The sequence below is a fragment of the Marinisporobacter balticus genome (genome assembly GCF_004345705.1).
Classification (GTDB): Bacteria; Bacillota; Clostridia; order Peptostreptococcales; family Thermotaleaceae; genus Marinisporobacter; species Marinisporobacter balticus.
Genome location: NZ_SLWV01000003.1, coordinates 57,450 through 73,578, shown reverse-complemented (window position 1 = coordinate 73,578; position 16,129 = coordinate 57,450). Strand labels below are relative to the sequence as shown.

The window sequence follows — 16,129 nt, the reverse complement described above, 5'->3', positions numbered from 1 at the left end:
GTCATTCTTCTTTCATGTTATTCACATATAATTTTTTCATCATTTTATTTCCTCTTAAATTTTCTTTGTTTTTTTGTTATACTAATAAAGTATCTGCTATTGCAAAGTATTTTAAATCATTTTTATGAATTACAATTGTGCATCTGCTTCATATATGTAGCAGATTAACGTTAAAAGAGAATGTTTAAAATAACAAGCAAGGTTATATAATTTATTATCTGCCTATCTATTAATAAAAAATTCGAGGTGACGTATGCGGAAATTGACATTGTTTTTTAGCATCTTTTTTACATTATTAAATACCTTCTCAACTACTGTATTTGCTGTAACATCACTCCCGACCATTACAGCTCCAAGTGCTATTCTAATTGATGGAGATACGGGTGATGTATTATATGAAAAAAGTGCAGATACTCAAATGTACCCAGCTAGTACAACAAAAATTATGACTGCACTCCTTACTTTGGAAAATACAAGCTTACAAGATACAGTTGTTATCGATAAAGATACCCCCTTTACAGGTGGTAGCAGAATCTATTTAATAGAAGGAGAAGAATTAAAAATTGAACAACTACTTTATGCACTCTTAGTTGATTCAGCAAATGATGCTGCGGTTGCTTTAGCAAAACATATTTCTGGCTCTGTCGAAAAATTTGCTGAACTTATGAACAAAAGAGCAAAAGAATTAGGGGCAAAGAATACAAATTTTTCAAATCCTAATGGCTTACCAAATGATAAACATGTTACAACAGCGTATGATTTAGCTATGATTGCAAGGTATGCCATGACCCTACCAAAGTTTAGAGAAATTGTTGCAACTGCAAACTATCAAATTCCTCCTACCAATAAACAGATGGAAACCCGTTATTTAGGAAATTCTAATCGTTTTCTTTGGGGTGTTGGTGGTAAAAACAAAATATTGTATAGAGAAAAATGGATTGATATCAAATATGATATTATTGAAGGTGTAAAAACGGGCTACACAGATATAGCACGGCAATGTTTGGTTACCTCTGCAAAGAAGGATGGTCACAGACTCATAAGTGTTGTACTCAAAGCTGAAGGAAAAAACATTTATATAGACTCTAGAACACTTATAGATTATGGTTTTGAAAACTTCCAATTTGTTAAGATAACAGATGCAAGAAAAAAAGTCAAGACCATTCCTATCAAAAATGGTGTAGAGAAACAATTAGATTTAATCACGCAAAATAAGCTCTATAAAACAATTCCAAAAGATAAAAATTTAGGACCAATTGATCTAGTAACAGAAATTCAAAATGAAATTGCAGCACCTATTCAAAAAGATCAAATATTAGGAAAAGTTATTTACAAATCTAAAGGAAAAAATTTAGGCGAAGTAAACTTAATTGCTACAAAATCCGTACCCGAAAAAAAAGGCATAACAGCTACTTTTTTCCTAAATGCCCCAACAGGAAAATCAATATTTTATTATTTACTATGGGCCCTATTTATTTTTATTATTTGGCGAACCATTGTAACCCTCAATCGCTTAAAGATTCAAAAAAAAATACGCAGACAAAAAAGATTAAGGAAATACTATTCAAACCATTTGCCCTCAAAAAAAGATTCCCGTCAAAAATAGCTACATGAAACTTTCAATAAAAAAATGATGATGCTTTTGCATCATCATTTTTTGTTGAAAATTTCTTCTTCAATTTTTACACCTGTTGGTGTTTTCGCTAATCCTCCTAGGGCTGTCTCCCGCAATTCACAAGGTAAACTTTTTCCAACTTTATACATAGCTTCAATAACCTCATCAAAGGGGATAATACTTTTAATCCCTGCTAAAGCCATATCTGCACAAATCAAGGCATTTGCAGCTCCTATAGCATTTCTTTTTACACATGGCGCTTCTACAAGACCGGCAATAGGGTCACATACCAATCCAAGTATATTCTTTATAGTCATTGCAGCAGCATGCAATACTTCTTCAGGTCTACCTCCTAACAATTCTACAATAGCAGCTGCGGCCATTGCTGCTGCTGAACCTGTTTCAGCTTGACAACCTCCCTCTGCACCTGCAACCGTTGCATTTCTTGTAATAATATACCCGATTGCAGCCGCCGTAAATAATCCCTTTACCAAAGCATCATCATCAAACCCAAAATCTTCACCTACTGTTATCAACGTTCCAGGGAGAATCCCACTTGATCCTGCTGTTGGCGCAGCTACAATTTGTCCCATAGATGCATTTACTTCTAGAACTGCCATAGCACTTGCAACAGCCTTATTCATTCTCTTTCCAGACACAGTCTTTTCACTTTCATATCTTTTTTTAAGAAGTTTTGCATCCCCTCCTACAAGTCCACTAACAGATTTAATGTCCTTATTCATTCCCTCCTTAATCGCATTTTTCATAATTACTAAACTTTGCCCCATCTCCTCTATAATATCGTTTTCTGTTTTACCTGTATTTTCCATTTCTCTTTCAATCATGATCTGCCCTATATTTTTTTCATAGATTTTACATGTTTCTAACAAATCCAGTCCATTCGTAAAATTTTTGCTCATTTTCTTCCTCCTTTTCTATAATGCTTCAATCAAATATACTTGTCTAATTTCTTCTCCAATTCCTATTAACTCTTCTATCACATCTTTAGGAACAAGATGATCTGTTTCAATAAACATAAAGGCATCTTTTCCTTTACTTTGTCTAAAAACACGCATAAAAGCAATATTAATTTCAAACGCACTCATAATTTTTGTAACTTTGGCAATAACCCCAGGTATATCAATCTGTCTAATAATTAATGTTGGATACTCTCCGGTAAATTCAACATCTAATCCATTGATTTGTGTGATTTTTATATTTCCTCCTCCGATAGATGCACCTATAATTTCAGATTGATTCCCTTCTTCATTGATCATCTTTATCTTCACTGTATTTGGATGGGCTTCTCCTAAATCTGTTTCACTAAATTGATAATCTAGCCCTTTGTTTCTTGCAATTTCCATAGATTTTCTTAAATTTTTATCATCTGGTTCCATTCCTAAAATTCCAGCAAGCAACGCCTTGTCTGTACCATGACCTCTATAAGTTTTCGCAAAAGATCCATGAAGCATAAAAACTACATTCTTTATTTCTCCTCCACAAATTTTCCTTGCTACCTTTCCTATTCTTGCTGCTCCTGCCGTATGTGAACTTGATGGTCCAATCATTCTAGGCCCTATTACATCAAAAGCGCTATAGTTTTTCATACTGACCCTCCCCTATCTTATTCATAAAAATTTACAAATGCAAAAGTTCAACCCTTTACAGTAAGCTAATACAACATATTGTTCACCGGATACACATATCTTCATCATAATTAATATATCCATAGTTTTTATTTTATATAAATTATAAATATAAATCTAGCACTTTAAAAGAATTTATTCAATTATTAAAGTAAAATGACATGGATGTAGTTGATAGTAAACATAGAAGATTATAAATTAGATGTGCTTCTTTTTATTTAAAAAGATATTTTCCATAAAAAAACCTCCATCTCATTTGATTTATAATTAGAAAAAATATATAATGTATAAAACTAGCAATTATCAAAATGAATTTTAGACTACTTATACTATCAAGGAGAGGATATACTATGCATAAAAAATTATTCATCCCAGGTCCTGTAGATGTTCCAGACGATGTGCTCAAAAGAATGGCAACCCCCATGATTGGTCACCGTACAAAAGATGCCTCTGATCTACAACGAGATATTTCTAAAAAGTTAATGCAAGTTATGTATACAAAAAATCAAATTATGCTGTCTACTTCTTCAGGTAGCGGTCTTATGGAAGGTGCTGTGCGTTCTTGCACTAGGAAAAGAGCCGCTGTTTTTTCAATCGGTGCCTTTGGTGATCGATGGTATAAAATGGCTATCTCTAATGGTGTAGCAGCTGATAAATTTTCTTCTGAGTGGGGTCAACCTACTACCCCACAAATGGTAGATGAGGCTTTATCTTCTGGACAATATGATTTAATTACAATTACCCATAACGAAACTTCTACAGGCATTATGAATCCAATTGAATCCATTTCAGACGTGATAAGAAAATACCCTGAAGTTATTTTTTGTTTAGATACGGTTAGCTCTATGGGTGGAACAAAGATTGAAGTAGATAAACTGGGTGTAGATATCTGTATTACTTCAACCCAAAAATGTCTAGGATTGCCTCCTGGAATGGCGATTTGCTCCATCTCACAAAAATCAATAGAAGCTGCTAAGCAAGTACCACATAGAGGGCTATATTTTGATTTATTAGAGATGTATGAATGTATTCAGAAGAAAGATCATCAATATCCATCTACCCCTTCTTTATCTCATATGTTTGCTCTTGATTATCAATTAGACAAAATTTTAGAAGAAGGCTTAGGAAATAGATTTACACGCCACTTAGAAATGGCAAACTATGTCCGTGCATGGGCAAAAGAAAAATTTGATTTATTTGCAGATGAAAATTATGCTTCTCATACTTTGACAACTATAAAAAATACAAGAGATATTCTTGTATCTGATTTGAATAAAAAATTAGGTGAACATGGCTATACCATCTCCAATGGCTATGGAAATCTAAAAGAAAAGACCTTTAGAATTGCCCATATGGCAGAAACAAGATTGGATGACATAAAAATATTATTGTCCCTTATAGATAAACTCTTAGGTTTATAAGATAAAAAAATCGTGATAATATTTTATCACGATTTTTTTACTATTTTCAGTTATTTGTTCTGTGTCCATATTTCCAAATCAAGCTATTATCATATATCTCCTAGCAATCTTTATATAAATAAGCCACATATACTTTATATCATGATTAACAGATTACTTATCATAAACCTTGATTTCATCAAGATAATTGTAAATAGTATATCTTGATACACATAATACTTTTGCAACATAATCTATTGCGCCTTTAATTAAGAAGGCTCCTTGATCATTGAGTTTTTTTACAATACTGACCTTTTCTTCCTTATTCATATATGCTATAGGCTTTCCTAATTGATTAATTGTATTCGATACAATATCACTTAATACATCATTTACAACATTTACAGAATAGCTCGTGCTTTCTACCTTATCCTGATTTTCTGTCTGCATCATTTCACCAATGGCATTTTGTGCAACCATCAGTGCTGACATATCGAAATTAATGCATAATGAACCAATTACTTCTCCTGTTTCGTCTTTAATAAACATGGTACTAGACTTTAAAATCCTACCATCCGTAGTTTTACCTGTATAATTAATAATATTCTCCTTCGTATTTCCCCTCTGAATGGCTTTAAGTCCTGATTCAGTCATAGGGCTTCCTAAACTTCTTCCTGTTACGTGACCATTTTCTATAGCAATGATAGAACTTTTATAGTTGTGAAGATCATGGAGTACGACTTCACAATTTTTACCAAAAGTCTTTGCCATTCCCTCTACGATAGGAATCATTGCGCTTAATATTGGATGTAGGGATTTTTCCATGCAATCTCTCCTCCTTTATATTATTTCACTACGATATTTACTAATTTTTTAGGTACCACAATCACCTTAATGATTTGTTTTCCTTCTATCATAGCAATAATTTTAGGATTAGAAAGTGCCTCTTTTTCTAATTCATTTTTATTTGTTGATGCTGAAACTTCAATTTTATCTTTCACTTTCCCATTAATTTGTATAACTACTTGCACTTCATCCTTAACAATAGCAGCTTTGTCATACGTTGGCCACATCTTATTGTGAACACTTTCACTATAGCCCATATTGTGCCATAGTTCTTCTGTAATATGTGGTGCAAAAGGAGCTAATAGCACAATGACCGTCTCTAATGCTTCTTTTAATAGATCCTTATTGCAATCGTCTCCTAATTCTTTATACTTATAGATTTCATTTACAAGCTCCATAATGGCACTAATGGCTGTATTAAAGTTAAAACGACCTTCAACATCTTCTGTTAATTTCCTGATCGTCGTATGTGTCATATACTTTAACTGTTTATCTTCTTTTGTCTGAGCGTCTTTTGCTTTAGCATCACGAACAAAATCTTTACATTCATCAATGACTCTCCATACTCTATTTAAGAATCTATAACAGCCTTCTACTGCTGTGTCACTCCATTCAAGATCTCTCTCAGGAGGTGCTGCAAATAAGATAAATATTCTAGCCGTATCTGCACCATATTTTTCAATAATTTCAGCTGGACTTACTACATTTCCTTTTGATTTTGACATCTTCGTTCCATCTTTTAATACCATTCCTTGTGTAAGGAGATTTTTAAATGGTTCAGTAACAGGACAATGCCCTAATTCATGCAATACTTTTGTGAAGAATCTGGCATAAAGCAAGTGTAGTATAGCATGTTCCACGCCACCAATATATTGATCTACATCCATCCAATATTTCGCCTTATCAAAATCAAATACCTTTTCTTTATTGGTTGGATCTGCATATCTTAGGAAATACCATGAAGAATCTACAAAAGTGTCCATTGTATCTGTTTCACGTCTTGCAGTTCCTCCACATTTTGGACATGTGGTATGCATAAATGCTTCACTCGTTGTAAGGGGCGATTCCCCTTTTCCTGAGAACACTACATCTGTTGGTAATTTTAAAGGTAATTCATCCTCTGGAACGGGTACAGTCCCACACTTGTCACAATAAACAATTGGTATAGGTGTTCCCCAATATCTTTGTCTTGAAATAAGCCAGTCTCTTAATCTAAAGTTTATTGTTTTCTTCCCTAAACCTTCTTCTCCAAGATAGTCAGACATTTGAACAAGTGCTTCTTTGCTATCTAATCCATCAAATCTTTCAGAGTTTACCATAACCCCTTCATTTGTATAGGCCTCAGTTAAATGATTTACATCCACACGATCATCCTTTGGCTTAATCACAGGAATAATTTCAATATTATACTTTTTAGCAAAATCAAAGTCTCTTTCATCATGGGCAGGTACTGCCATAATCGCACCTGTACCATAGTCCATTAGTACATAGTTTGCAATATAGATTGGAATTTTTTTATCATTTAAAGGGTTAATTGCATATCTCCCTGTAAAAAGCCCTTCTTTTTCTACATTTGTAGCCGTTCTTTCAATTTCAGAAAGATGCTGTAACTTATTTTTAAAATCTAATACCTTCTGTTCATATTCACTTCCTAATGTAAGTTCCGTTACATAAGGATGTTCTGGTGCAAGTACCATATATGTTACGCCATAAATTGTGTCTGGTCTTGTTGTAAATACATTTAATACTTTATCTGTATTCTCAATCTTAAATTCAACTTCTGCGCCTACACTTTTTCCTATCCAGTTCTTTTGCATAATTTTAACTTTTTCTGGCCAACCTTCTAGCATTTCAATATCTTCTAATAATTTATCTGCATAGTCTGTAATTTTGAAATACCATTGATCCAACTCTTTTTTTCCTACTACACTGTCGCAACGTTCACAATATCCTCCAACTACTTGTTCATTTGCTAGCACTGTTTCACAAGAAGGACACCAGTTTACAGCATAATTTTTCTTATAGGCTAATCCATTTTTATAAAGTTGTAAAAAAATCCATTGCGTCCATTTATAATAGTCTGGATGGCAAGTGGCCACTTCTCGATCCCAATCATAACTAATCCCTAATTGTTTTAATTGCTCTCTCATCTCCTCGATATTTTCCCACGTCCATTTGTTTGGATGAATGCCATGCTTTATCGCTGCGTTTTCAGCAGGTAATCCAAAAGAATCCCACCCCATTGGATGTAATACATTATATCCTTTCATTTTCTTAAATCTAGCAATAACATCTCCAATAGAATAGTTTCTTACATGTCCCATATGAAGCTTTCCTGATGGATATGGAAACATTTCTAGCACGTAGTATTTTTCCTTTTCATCTTCAATTGTTTGAAATATTTTATCTTCTTCCCATCGCTTTTGCCATTTTGTCTCAATTGTACTAAAATCATATTTCGCCATATATGTAACCTCCTGTATATTATAAAATTCAAAATATTTTTTTGTAACAAAATAGTACCTTGAAAAATTCTAGTCCCCTAATAGGGACGAGGAATTCCCCGCGGTACCACCCTAATTGACATACACTGTCCTCTTTATTGGTTTTTTAAAGGTAACCAGCCATATCCTATGCGAGACAAGTTCACAAGCATGCTTTGTCAATTCACACCACCCATCGACTCTCTGAAAAAGATCTGCTCACTACTACTTCTCAATTTTATATTTATTTTTAGCATTTCTTAGAATTTTATAACTATTATAAATGCTTTTTTAGAGATTGTCAATATTTACATGAGTTGCATCTTTCCATACTCTTTCTATATTATAAAAATTTCTTTCTTCTTCTATAAAAAGGTGTACAACTACATTTATATAATCTAACAACACCCAACTGCCACTGACATACCCCTCTTTGTGGCCTATTAAAATATCTTCTTTTTTCATTTTCTCTTCAATCTCATCCGCCATCGCTTTCGTTTGTCTTGTGGATGTTCCATGGGCAATCACAAAATAGTCTGCAAAATTTGAAATATTTTTAATATCTAATATTTGAATATCTTGCCCTTTTTTATCATCTATACTTTTTGCAATCTTCAGCGCAATTTCTCTGGATGTTTTGGTCATATATTCCCTCCTGATTATTTTTTCATATCGCTTCCAACGATTATGGTGATATCTGTATTGATTTCTGTATTGATATCTTTTTCTATTTCTTTTATGCCTAGCCAGTCGGCAATTTTCTTCGCATCTTCTTCTTTATTCCCTCTATCATATATATGAGTTTGGCCATATTTAATGCCTTGTACATTACTAATATTTACAACATTATAGCCCTTTTCTTTTAACTGATTGGCTACTTCCGTAGCCAATCCTTTTATATTAGAACCATTTAAAACTTCTACAGTAGCTTTCTCTTTCATATTTTCTTTATTGGTAGAAGGATTTGAATTCATATAAGTACCATCAAATATTTCTTTTATAATGCTTTTTAATTTTTCCGTATCTGGTATATAATACCATAATGCATTCACTAATTTAGGCTCCCCTGGAATTGTAATCATGTGAATATCTTGTATTTTTATATCCTTCGCTTGAAGGGCATACGACGTCATGGTAGAAATTGGTATATTTGTATCTACGTAAGTACTAAATGTCTTTACAAGTTTAGGCAACTTTACAATGGTCTTTGGCGATAACAGTTTATCTGATAATGCTGTAAGAAAATCATGTTGTGCGTTAATTCTTCCTAAGTCTTGGTTTGCATATCCTTTTCTAAATCTCAAAAATTGCATTGCTTTGTTGCTATCTAATACTTGTACGCCTTTTTTAAGATTTATTTTAAGTGGTGGATCTGCTTTAGGATCGTAATATTTCATATCCTTAGGAACATTCACCTCAACCCCACCCACATCGTCAACAATTTTTGCTACACCTGAATAATTGACTTTTATATAATAATGAACAGGTATTCCTAATAAGTCCTTTACAGCTTTCATAGAAAGATCCATTCCACCGTATACATGGGCAGCATTGATTTTATCTTTTCCCTTGCGATTTCTAATAACCACCCTTGTATCTCTTGGAATAGAAATAACATCTACTTTTTTTGTATTAGGATCAAAAGTTGCTAGCATCATTGTATCAGTTCTAGCCGTTTTAGCGCTCTTATCATCTTTTGCATCTACCCCTACAACTAATACATTCACTCTTTCTTTTTTTTGTGGTAACGGATCTTCACTACCTGATTGTAACGGATCTGCCTTACCTAAGCTATTCAAAAATATATACATTCCAGTAGTCATAACAATAGCAAAACAAGCAAATGCTATAGCTAGCACTTTTAAAAATTTTTTCATCATCTCACTCCTATAAAAATCATTATGTCTGTAATAGCAGAAAATTTCTTGCAACAATCGTAGTTGGATGCAGTAATTCACCTTTTTGTATTACATAATTGATCGTTTTGTCAAAAGCCATTATAACAGCTTTATCTAAATTGGATAAAGCTGTTTTCCTTAACTGGTCTACACCATTAAAACTTCTATTTGGTTCAATATAATCTGCCAAATAGATAATTTTCTCAAGGATCGTCATATTTTCTTTCCCTGTTGTATGAAAACGAATTGCGTTTATAATTTCACTATCTTCAATACCAAATTCTATTTTTACAAGTTCAGCTCCAACACACCCATGTAATAATCCTATTTGATGACTTTCCACACTATCCACTAGTATATCAAACTGCTTTGCATAATTCAATAACATATCTTCACTTAGATCTTTTGCACAGTCATGGACTAATGCTGCTATACTTGCCTTTTCAATAGATACATTATAAATTTTTGCAAGTTTTATAGCAGATTCTTGTACACCTAAAGAATGTATATATCTTTTTTCAGTCAATCGATCTTTTAAAATCTCTTTCATTTTTTCTATATGCAGCAATACTTACACCTCTTTACACATACACGTTATTCTTGTGTATATAATATTCTACAGGCTCGGGTAATAAATATTTTACAGATTGGCCTTCCCTTATTCTGTTTCTTATGTCTGTTGAAGATATAGCTAACGCAGGTAGCTTGATCTTTTTAATAGATGTATTGTATTTCCATTTTAATGTTTCAATTTTTTCATCAACTTGTGAATTTTCAAGACCTGGTCTTGTAGCTGCTATGAATGTACATAATTTGGAAAGGTTTTCCACGTCTTTCCATGTATCTAGTTCACAGATTGCATCTGCACCTGTAATAAAATGTAATTCTGTATCTTTCCCATAAATCTTTTTCAGTTTTTGGATTGTATGAATTGTATAAGAAATTTCATTACTATCTAGTTCAATTCTAGATACCTCAAAATAGGGGTTTGTAATGGTAGCTAAAAGTGTCATCAAATACCTATCTTTCCTATCTGTTACACGCACATTTGATTTGTGCGGTGGTATTCCTGCAGGAATGAAAATTACTTTTTCAAGCTCATATTCACATCGAATTTGTTCTGCAATAACCAAATGCCCATAATGAATGGGGTCAAATGTTCCCCCCATAACGCCTACCTTTGATACTTTACTTGATTTATTGCTTAGATCTAACGGACTTGTAATCGACATGTTCATTCCCTCCAAAATGTCACATAAAAATAATATTTATTGTTTATTTCGTAACTATATTATATATGATTATCAAATTTTGACAATAACAATCAAGTTATTTCATATGCAATGAAATACCATATATGCAAAAAATCGAGCAAATACTCGATTTTTTATATATATGGATTATCTGGGTATTTCTATTTTGGGATTTTCTTTAGATTTTCTATATATAACGAATTTATTGCCAATGGCCTGAATAAATTCAGCTCTTGTTTTCTTCGCCACTTCATTGGCTGTTTTTTTCGTGTCAAGAAGACTGTTTTCAAGTACATGTATCTTAATGAGTTCTCGTGCTTCAAGGGCATCATCTAATTGTTTAATAAAACTTTCAGTTATGCCGCTTTTCCCAATTTGTGTGATTGGCTTTATATTGTTTGCTAATCCTCTTAAATAACTTCTTTGTTTTCCTGTTAACAAATCTACTCTTTCCATTGAAACCTCCATTTTATACTTTTAATTATAAAATTCAAATTCAAAATCAAATATTTTTACTATATCTCCATCTTCAATGCCTAATTCATTTAACTTTTCCACAATGCCTCTTTTAACAAGGAAATTTTGGAAATATCTTAGCGAATCCATATCCTCAAAATTCGTTGAATAAAAAAGCTTTTCAATTCGTTTTCCTTCTAATACGTAATACTCATTTTCTTTTCGAACAATGATTTCATTGTTGTCATTGTCTTCTATTGTATAATATTTGTATTTCTCTTCCTCTTCTATGAATGGTTCTTCTTTAATCTCATCTAAAGCTTTTGCAATGTATCGTAGTAATTCTTTTAAGCCTTTCCCTGTAGCAGCTGATATTGAAAATACTTCGTATCCTAGCTTATTTATTTGTGCTTCAAAAGATTTGAAAACTTCTTCTGATTGCATTAAATCTATCTTGTTTGCTACCACCACTTGATGTTTTTTAGAAAGTCTTTCAGTGTACTGCTTTAATTCATCATTGATTTTATTAAAGTCATCATAAGGATCTCTACCTTCAATTCCCGAAATATCTACAACATGTACAAGTAGTTTGGTTCTTTCAATATGTCTTAAAAATTCTAGTCCTAAACCGATTCCCTTATGGGCCCCTTCAATAAGACCTGGAATATCTGCTAATACAAAACTTTTTTTATCAACTTCAACGACCCCAAGATTTGGTGTTAGGGTGGTAAAATGATAATTTGCAATTTTCGGCTTTGCACTCGTTACAGTGGCTAAAATCGTAGATTTCCCTACATTTGGAAAACCCACAAGTCCTACATCTGCAAGTAATTTCAGTTCTAAAATAATGGATTTTTCTTGTGCGGTATTTCCACCTTCAGCAAAATTAGGCGCCTGCCTTGTAGCAGTTTTAAAATGGACATTTCCCTTTCCACCTTTTCCACCCTTTGCAACAATTGTACGCTGTTCATGCGCTATTAAGTCCGCAATAACAAGATTTGTTTTTTCATCTCTAATGATGGTACCTGGTGGCACTTTTATAATTAGATCTTCTGCATCTTTTCCAAACATTTTCTTTGCTTTTCCATTTTCTCCATTCATTGCAATATATTTATTCTTATATCGAAAATCCATTAGGGTTCTTAAGCCCTCATCGGCTTCAAAAATTACACTTCCACCGCGTCCACCATCCCCACCATCAGGACCACCTGCTGGGATATATTTCTCTCTACGAAAAGATACACAACCATCTCCACCTTTTCCACTCTTCACAAAAATTTTGGCTTTATCTACAAACATATTATCACCCTTAAATATATATTTAGGAATATGAAAAAAATAATTAACCCAATGAATATGATATTTATTTTTATTATTTCCTAATCTTCATTTATTATTTACCTGTTCTTTGCAAAACTGCAACCTTTCTCAATTTAAAATAAGAGCCGCGATCTCATTTATTTTTTATGTACTATAAAACCCATGCTTTAAAGCATGGGTTTAAATACTTACTCTGCAGCTGCTACTTCTTTTGCATATACACTTACTTGTTTCTTGTCTTTTCCTTTTCTTTCAAACTTCACTACGCCATCCACTTTTGCAAAAAGCGTATCGTCTCCACCTCTTCCTACATTGTTCCCAGGATGGATTTTTGTTCCTCTTTGACGCACTAGAATGCTTCCACCGCTAACAAATTGTCCGTCTGCACGTTTCACACCTAATCTTTTAGATTCACTATCTCTACCATTCTTAGAACTACCTACTCCTTTTTTACTAGCAAATAGTTGAAGGTTTATATTGAATAACATCATCTACACCTCCTCGTCATAAAACTCTATAAACTCTTTATACATACCTTGCGTTCCTTTTATACCAATGATCATTGTATCAAGAATTAAATTCGCTTTTTCTCTAATATCCGTCGAAAGAGCTTCTGGTAATTTACAATATAACCGGCCATCTTTTATTTCATATATCACATCAATAGAAAGCAATTCATATAGTGCCAATAATGTAGTCTGAGCAAGCACAGAAATACTTGCACATACAATATCACTACCCGGTTCAGCAGCATACGCATGTCCCTCTACTAAATATTCTGCTATATTTTTATGATGATCTCGATAAATATGGATTTTAATCATTTATTAAACAACCTTATGCATTGATTTTCTCAATTTTGATCTTTGTATACGGTTGACGATGTCCTTGCTTCTTTCTGTAGTCTTTTTTAGCTTTGTATTTAAATACAATCACTTTTTTAGCTTTACCATTTTCTACTACAGTTGCAGAAACCTTTGCACCCTCAACAACTGGGGCTCCTAAAGATAATTGACCTTCTTTAGATACTGCTAGTACTTTATCAAATTCTAAAGCTTCTCCTGCATTTACTTCTAGTTTCTCAACAAATAGCGTATCACCTTCTTGAACTCTATATTGTTTTCCACCCGTTTCGATAATTGCGTACATACTTACACCTCCTCTATCCAAACTCGCCAAATACTAGGTAACCAAAGTTTTTAAAACCCGATTTGCGCGGCTACTTACAGATACATATATTATCATAGAAGTTCCTAAAAGTCAATTATTTTTCTCATAATAATCCTTTTATTAACTTTTTTTCATCTTTACTTAAATCTTTTCCATTCATATATTTTTTAAACAAATCTTCTCTATGTTCCTTGGTTATTTTTAAACTCTCTAATTTTCTCCAATCAGCAATTTTCTTATGGTTTCCTGATAATAAGACATCTGGCACCTTTAAATTTTCAAATTCACTTGGCCTCGTATATTGTGGATATTCTAGTAACCCTGCATAGAAAGATTCGTCTATAAAAGATTCATCTTGTCCTAGTACGCCAGGAATAAGTCTTGAGATTGCATCAATCACCACCATTGCAGGTAATTCTCCTCCAGTAAGTACATAATCCCCAATGGAAATTTCATCTGTCACCCAGTAGTCTATGACTCTTTGATCTATGCCTTCGTAATGTCCACATAGGAAAATTAATTTTTCTTCTTTTGCTAATACTTTTGCCATGTCCTGATTAAAAGTTTTTCCCTTAGGAGACATATGTATCACTTTACAGTCTTTTGCATTAACTGCTTCAAGGGCACTAAATATAGGCTGTGGTGTCATCACCATGCCAGCGCCTCCACCATAAGGGTAGTCATCTACCTTTTTGTGCTTATCCTGACTAAACGCTCTTATATTTACTAGATTTAAGTCTAATATCCCTTTTTCTCTAGCCCGTCCAATAATACTTTCTCCTAATGGAACATGAAACATTTCTGGAAAAAGTGTTAAAATATCTATTTTCATTCTATCAATCCTTCAATTAGCTTTACAACCACAAACCCTTTTTCTATGCTAACTTCCTTTATGAATTCCCCTACAACTGGAATAAATATACTTTTCTTCGGATTCTTTGGATCTGCAATCTCATATAGATCATGTCCTGCATTTTGAATAACATTTTTAATCGACCCAATAAACACTTCTTCTGTTGAGTAAACTCTTAATCCAATTAAGTCAACAATAAGATACGTATCTTCAGGAAGTTCTCTTTTATTTTCTTTTTCTATCATTAAATATTTTTGTCTATATTCTTCTGCTGTATTTCTATCATTAATTCCTTTTAATTTTAATAAGACTAAATTATTTTTATATCTTACTTTTTCAATATACATTTTTTCTTCTCTATTTTCATTGATATAGACCCAATCTAATTCTTCAAACCGTTCTTTATAATCTGTAAGTGGATAGACTCTTACTTCTCCAAGAATTCCTTGCACATTTACGATTTGACCTACCTTTAATAACTCGGACATTTAGAACACCTACCTTCACCAAAAGGTTCTTATATCATCTTTCACAAATTTTTCTTTGTATATACATAAATATATGCTTCATTTAAGAGATTTGCAATACTTAACCATGAAATCTAGGTCATACATACTACAAAAGGATTAGGGTTCCCTAATCCTTTTGTAGTATTATTGAATAATCTCTACGACTACTCTTTTGTTTTCTTTTGTAGCAGCAGCTTTCACAACAGTTCTTATCGCTTTTGCGATTCTGCCTTGCTTACCAATAACTTTTCCCATATCTTCTTGAGCAACTTTTAATTCTATAATCAGTGATTGTCTTCCTTCAACTTCTGAAACAAACACTTCATCTGGGTTGTCTACCAAAGCTTTAGCTATTGTTTTTACTAACTCACCCATCTTTTACACCCCCTGAAAGCAAAACTATGCTTTCTTTGACTGCTCAAACTTTTCTAAAACACCGTATTTCTTAAATAAGTCCTTCACTGTATCAGTTGGCTGAGCGCCAGTACTTAACCATTTTATAGCTTTTTCATCATCTATTTTCACCTCTACTGGTTCAACAACTGGATTGTAATATCCTAGTTCTTCAATGAATTTTCCATCTCTAGGTGAACGAGAATCTGCAACTACAAGTCTATAGAAAGGCTTCTTTTTAGCTCCCATTCTTTTTAATCTAATCTTTACTGCCATTTTAGTCACCT

The 16,129-nt window shown here is 32.9% G+C and carries 19 protein-coding genes and 1 other annotated feature; of the genes, 2 read left to right on the top strand and 17 right to left on the bottom strand.

All coding sequences use genetic code 11. The features are described from left to right. Positions 1 to 253: 253 nt before the first annotated feature. Positions 254 to 1,606, top strand: coding sequence for a D-alanyl-D-alanine carboxypeptidase family protein (locus EV214_RS03325; protein WP_132242699.1), 1,353 nt, complete (start codon positions 254 to 256; stop codon positions 1,604 to 1,606). A gap of 44 nt (positions 1,607 to 1,650) precedes the next feature. On the opposite strand, the gene sdaAA is transcribed toward EV214_RS03325, so the two are convergent. Continuing rightward, the gene (sdaAA, locus tag EV214_RS03320; RefSeq protein WP_132242697.1) at positions 1,651 to 2,535 is read right to left on the bottom strand and encodes an L-serine ammonia-lyase, iron-sulfur-dependent, subunit alpha; all 885 of its coding nucleotides are present in this window, start codon (positions 2,533 to 2,535) and stop codon (positions 1,651 to 1,653) included. Positions 2,536 to 2,550: 15 nt separating this feature from the next. Then, complete coding sequence (gene sdaAB / locus EV214_RS03315) at positions 2,551 to 3,222, bottom strand: L-serine ammonia-lyase, iron-sulfur-dependent subunit beta (RefSeq protein ID WP_132242695.1); 672 nt, start codon at positions 3,220 to 3,222, stop codon at positions 2,551 to 2,553. A 389-nt stretch (positions 3,223 to 3,611) separates the two neighbouring features. Here sdaAB and EV214_RS03310 point away from each other — a divergent pair, with 389 nt between their 5' ends. Then, on the top strand, positions 3,612 to 4,682 hold the full coding sequence (locus EV214_RS03310) for a pyridoxal-phosphate-dependent aminotransferase family protein (protein ID WP_132242693.1): 1,071 nt from the start codon (positions 3,612 to 3,614) through the stop codon (positions 4,680 to 4,682). Between the two features lie 153 nt (positions 4,683 to 4,835). On the opposite strand, the gene EV214_RS03305 is transcribed toward EV214_RS03310, so the two are convergent. From EV214_RS03305 to rpsP, 15 genes are all read right to left on the bottom strand, one after another. Further along, positions 4,836 to 5,486 (bottom strand): helix-turn-helix transcriptional regulator, encoded by a 651-nt coding sequence (locus EV214_RS03305; RefSeq protein WP_132242691.1) that lies wholly within the window; start codon positions 5,484 to 5,486, stop codon positions 4,836 to 4,838. A gap of 20 nt (positions 5,487 to 5,506) precedes the next feature. Beyond that, a complete protein-coding gene (gene leuS, locus EV214_RS03300; protein WP_132242689.1) occupies positions 5,507 to 7,972 on the bottom strand; it encodes a leucine--tRNA ligase in 2,466 nt (821 codons plus the stop codon). 79 nt (positions 7,973 to 8,051) lie between these two features. After that, positions 8,052 to 8,232, bottom strand: a binding site (T-box leader). 49 nt (positions 8,233 to 8,281) lie between these two features. Next, positions 8,282 to 8,635 (bottom strand): ribosome silencing factor, encoded by a 354-nt coding sequence (gene rsfS / locus EV214_RS03295; protein ID WP_132242687.1) that lies wholly within the window; start codon positions 8,633 to 8,635, stop codon positions 8,282 to 8,284. 14 nt (positions 8,636 to 8,649) lie between these two features. After that, a complete protein-coding gene (locus tag EV214_RS03290) occupies positions 8,650 to 9,867 on the bottom strand; it encodes an LCP family protein (RefSeq protein WP_165916198.1) in 1,218 nt (405 codons plus the stop codon). A gap of 22 nt (positions 9,868 to 9,889) precedes the next feature. Next, on the bottom strand, positions 9,890 to 10,456 hold the full coding sequence (yqeK, locus tag EV214_RS03285) for a bis(5'-nucleosyl)-tetraphosphatase (symmetrical) YqeK (RefSeq protein WP_207669610.1): 567 nt from the start codon (positions 10,454 to 10,456) through the stop codon (positions 9,890 to 9,892). 13 nt (positions 10,457 to 10,469) lie between these two features. After that, positions 10,470 to 11,120 carry a nicotinate-nucleotide adenylyltransferase gene (gene nadD, locus EV214_RS03280; protein ID WP_132242683.1) on the bottom strand — a complete coding sequence of 217 codons (651 nt, stop codon included), beginning with the start codon at positions 11,118 to 11,120 and terminating at the stop codon, positions 10,470 to 10,472. Between the two features lie 168 nt (positions 11,121 to 11,288). After that, positions 11,289 to 11,597, bottom strand: coding sequence for a ribosome assembly RNA-binding protein YhbY (gene yhbY / locus EV214_RS03275; RefSeq protein ID WP_330571244.1), 309 nt, complete (start codon positions 11,595 to 11,597; stop codon positions 11,289 to 11,291). Positions 11,598 to 11,618: 21 nt separating this feature from the next. Then, positions 11,619 to 12,896: a GTPase ObgE gene (gene obgE / locus EV214_RS03270; RefSeq protein WP_132242681.1), complete on the bottom strand. Its 1,278-nt coding sequence runs from the start codon at positions 12,894 to 12,896 to the stop codon at positions 11,619 to 11,621. Positions 12,897 to 13,105: 209 nt separating this feature from the next. Beyond that, positions 13,106 to 13,405: a 50S ribosomal protein L27 gene (rpmA, locus tag EV214_RS03265; protein WP_132242679.1), complete on the bottom strand. Its 300-nt coding sequence runs from the start codon at positions 13,403 to 13,405 to the stop codon at positions 13,106 to 13,108. 3 nt (positions 13,406 to 13,408) lie between these two features. Next, the gene (locus tag EV214_RS03260; RefSeq protein ID WP_132242677.1) at positions 13,409 to 13,741 is read right to left on the bottom strand and encodes a ribosomal-processing cysteine protease Prp; all 333 of its coding nucleotides are present in this window, start codon (positions 13,739 to 13,741) and stop codon (positions 13,409 to 13,411) included. Positions 13,742 to 13,754: 13 nt separating this feature from the next. Next, positions 13,755 to 14,066: a 50S ribosomal protein L21 gene (gene rplU, locus EV214_RS03255; protein ID WP_132242675.1), complete on the bottom strand. Its 312-nt coding sequence runs from the start codon at positions 14,064 to 14,066 to the stop codon at positions 13,755 to 13,757. A 124-nt stretch (positions 14,067 to 14,190) separates the two neighbouring features. Further along, on the bottom strand, positions 14,191 to 14,919 hold the full coding sequence (trmD, locus tag EV214_RS03250) for a tRNA (guanosine(37)-N1)-methyltransferase TrmD (protein WP_132242673.1): 729 nt from the start codon (positions 14,917 to 14,919) through the stop codon (positions 14,191 to 14,193). After that, entirely contained in the window at positions 14,916 to 15,428 is a 513-nt protein-coding gene (gene rimM, locus EV214_RS03245) for a ribosome maturation factor RimM (RefSeq protein ID WP_132242671.1), read from the bottom strand. The genes trmD and rimM overlap by 4 nt, the downstream gene beginning before the upstream one ends. Before the next feature lie 165 nt (positions 15,429 to 15,593). Continuing rightward, complete coding sequence (locus EV214_RS03240) at positions 15,594 to 15,824, bottom strand: KH domain-containing protein (protein ID WP_132242669.1); 231 nt, start codon at positions 15,822 to 15,824, stop codon at positions 15,594 to 15,596. A 24-nt stretch (positions 15,825 to 15,848) separates the two neighbouring features. Continuing rightward, the gene (gene rpsP, locus EV214_RS03235; protein ID WP_132242667.1) at positions 15,849 to 16,118 is read right to left on the bottom strand and encodes a 30S ribosomal protein S16; all 270 of its coding nucleotides are present in this window, start codon (positions 16,116 to 16,118) and stop codon (positions 15,849 to 15,851) included. Positions 16,119 to 16,129 lie beyond the last annotated feature (11 nt).

Bases quoted from the DNA above. Each gene is read 5' to 3' on its own strand.
- rplU (WP_132242675.1), bottom strand. From the start codon at position 14,066: ATGTACGCAATTATCGAAACGGGTGGAAAACAATATAGAGTTCAAGAA.
- sdaAB (WP_132242695.1), bottom strand. From the start codon at position 3,222: ATGAAAAACTATAGCGCTTTTGATGTAATAGGGCCTAGAATGATTGGA.
- EV214_RS03325 (WP_132242699.1), top strand. From the start codon at position 254: ATGCGGAAATTGACATTGTTTTTTAGCATCTTTTTTACATTATTAAAT.
- yhbY (WP_330571244.1), bottom strand. From the start codon at position 11,597: ATGGAAAGAGTAGATTTGTTAACAGGAAAACAAAGAAGTTATTTAAGA.
- EV214_RS03305 (WP_132242691.1), bottom strand. From the start codon at position 5,486: ATGGAAAAATCCCTACATCCAATATTAAGCGCAATGATTCCTATCGTA.
- leuS (WP_132242689.1), bottom strand. From the start codon at position 7,972: ATGGCGAAATATGATTTTAGTACAATTGAGACAAAATGGCAAAAGCGA.
- EV214_RS03240 (WP_132242669.1), bottom strand. From the start codon at position 15,824: ATGGGTGAGTTAGTAAAAACAATAGCTAAAGCTTTGGTAGACAACCCA.
- rsfS (WP_132242687.1), bottom strand. From the start codon at position 8,635: ATGACCAAAACATCCAGAGAAATTGCGCTGAAGATTGCAAAAAGTATA.
- rpmA (WP_132242679.1), bottom strand. From the start codon at position 13,405: ATGTTATTCAATATAAACCTTCAACTATTTGCTAGTAAAAAAGGAGTA.
- sdaAA (WP_132242697.1), bottom strand. From the start codon at position 2,535: ATGAGCAAAAATTTTACGAATGGACTGGATTTGTTAGAAACATGTAAA.
- EV214_RS03310 (WP_132242693.1), top strand. From the start codon at position 3,612: ATGCATAAAAAATTATTCATCCCAGGTCCTGTAGATGTTCCAGACGAT.
- EV214_RS03290 (WP_165916198.1), bottom strand. From the start codon at position 9,867: ATGAAAAAATTTTTAAAAGTGCTAGCTATAGCATTTGCTTGTTTTGCT.
- trmD (WP_132242673.1), bottom strand. From the start codon at position 14,919: ATGAAAATAGATATTTTAACACTTTTTCCAGAAATGTTTCATGTTCCA.
- EV214_RS03260 (WP_132242677.1), bottom strand. From the start codon at position 13,741: ATGATTAAAATCCATATTTATCGAGATCATCATAAAAATATAGCAGAA.
- rpsP (WP_132242667.1), bottom strand. From the start codon at position 16,118: ATGGCAGTAAAGATTAGATTAAAAAGAATGGGAGCTAAAAAGAAGCCT.
- nadD (WP_132242683.1), bottom strand. From the start codon at position 11,120: ATGTCGATTACAAGTCCGTTAGATCTAAGCAATAAATCAAGTAAAGTA.
- obgE (WP_132242681.1), bottom strand. From the start codon at position 12,896: ATGTTTGTAGATAAAGCCAAAATTTTTGTGAAGAGTGGAAAAGGTGGA.
- rimM (WP_132242671.1), bottom strand. From the start codon at position 15,428: ATGTCCGAGTTATTAAAGGTAGGTCAAATCGTAAATGTGCAAGGAATT.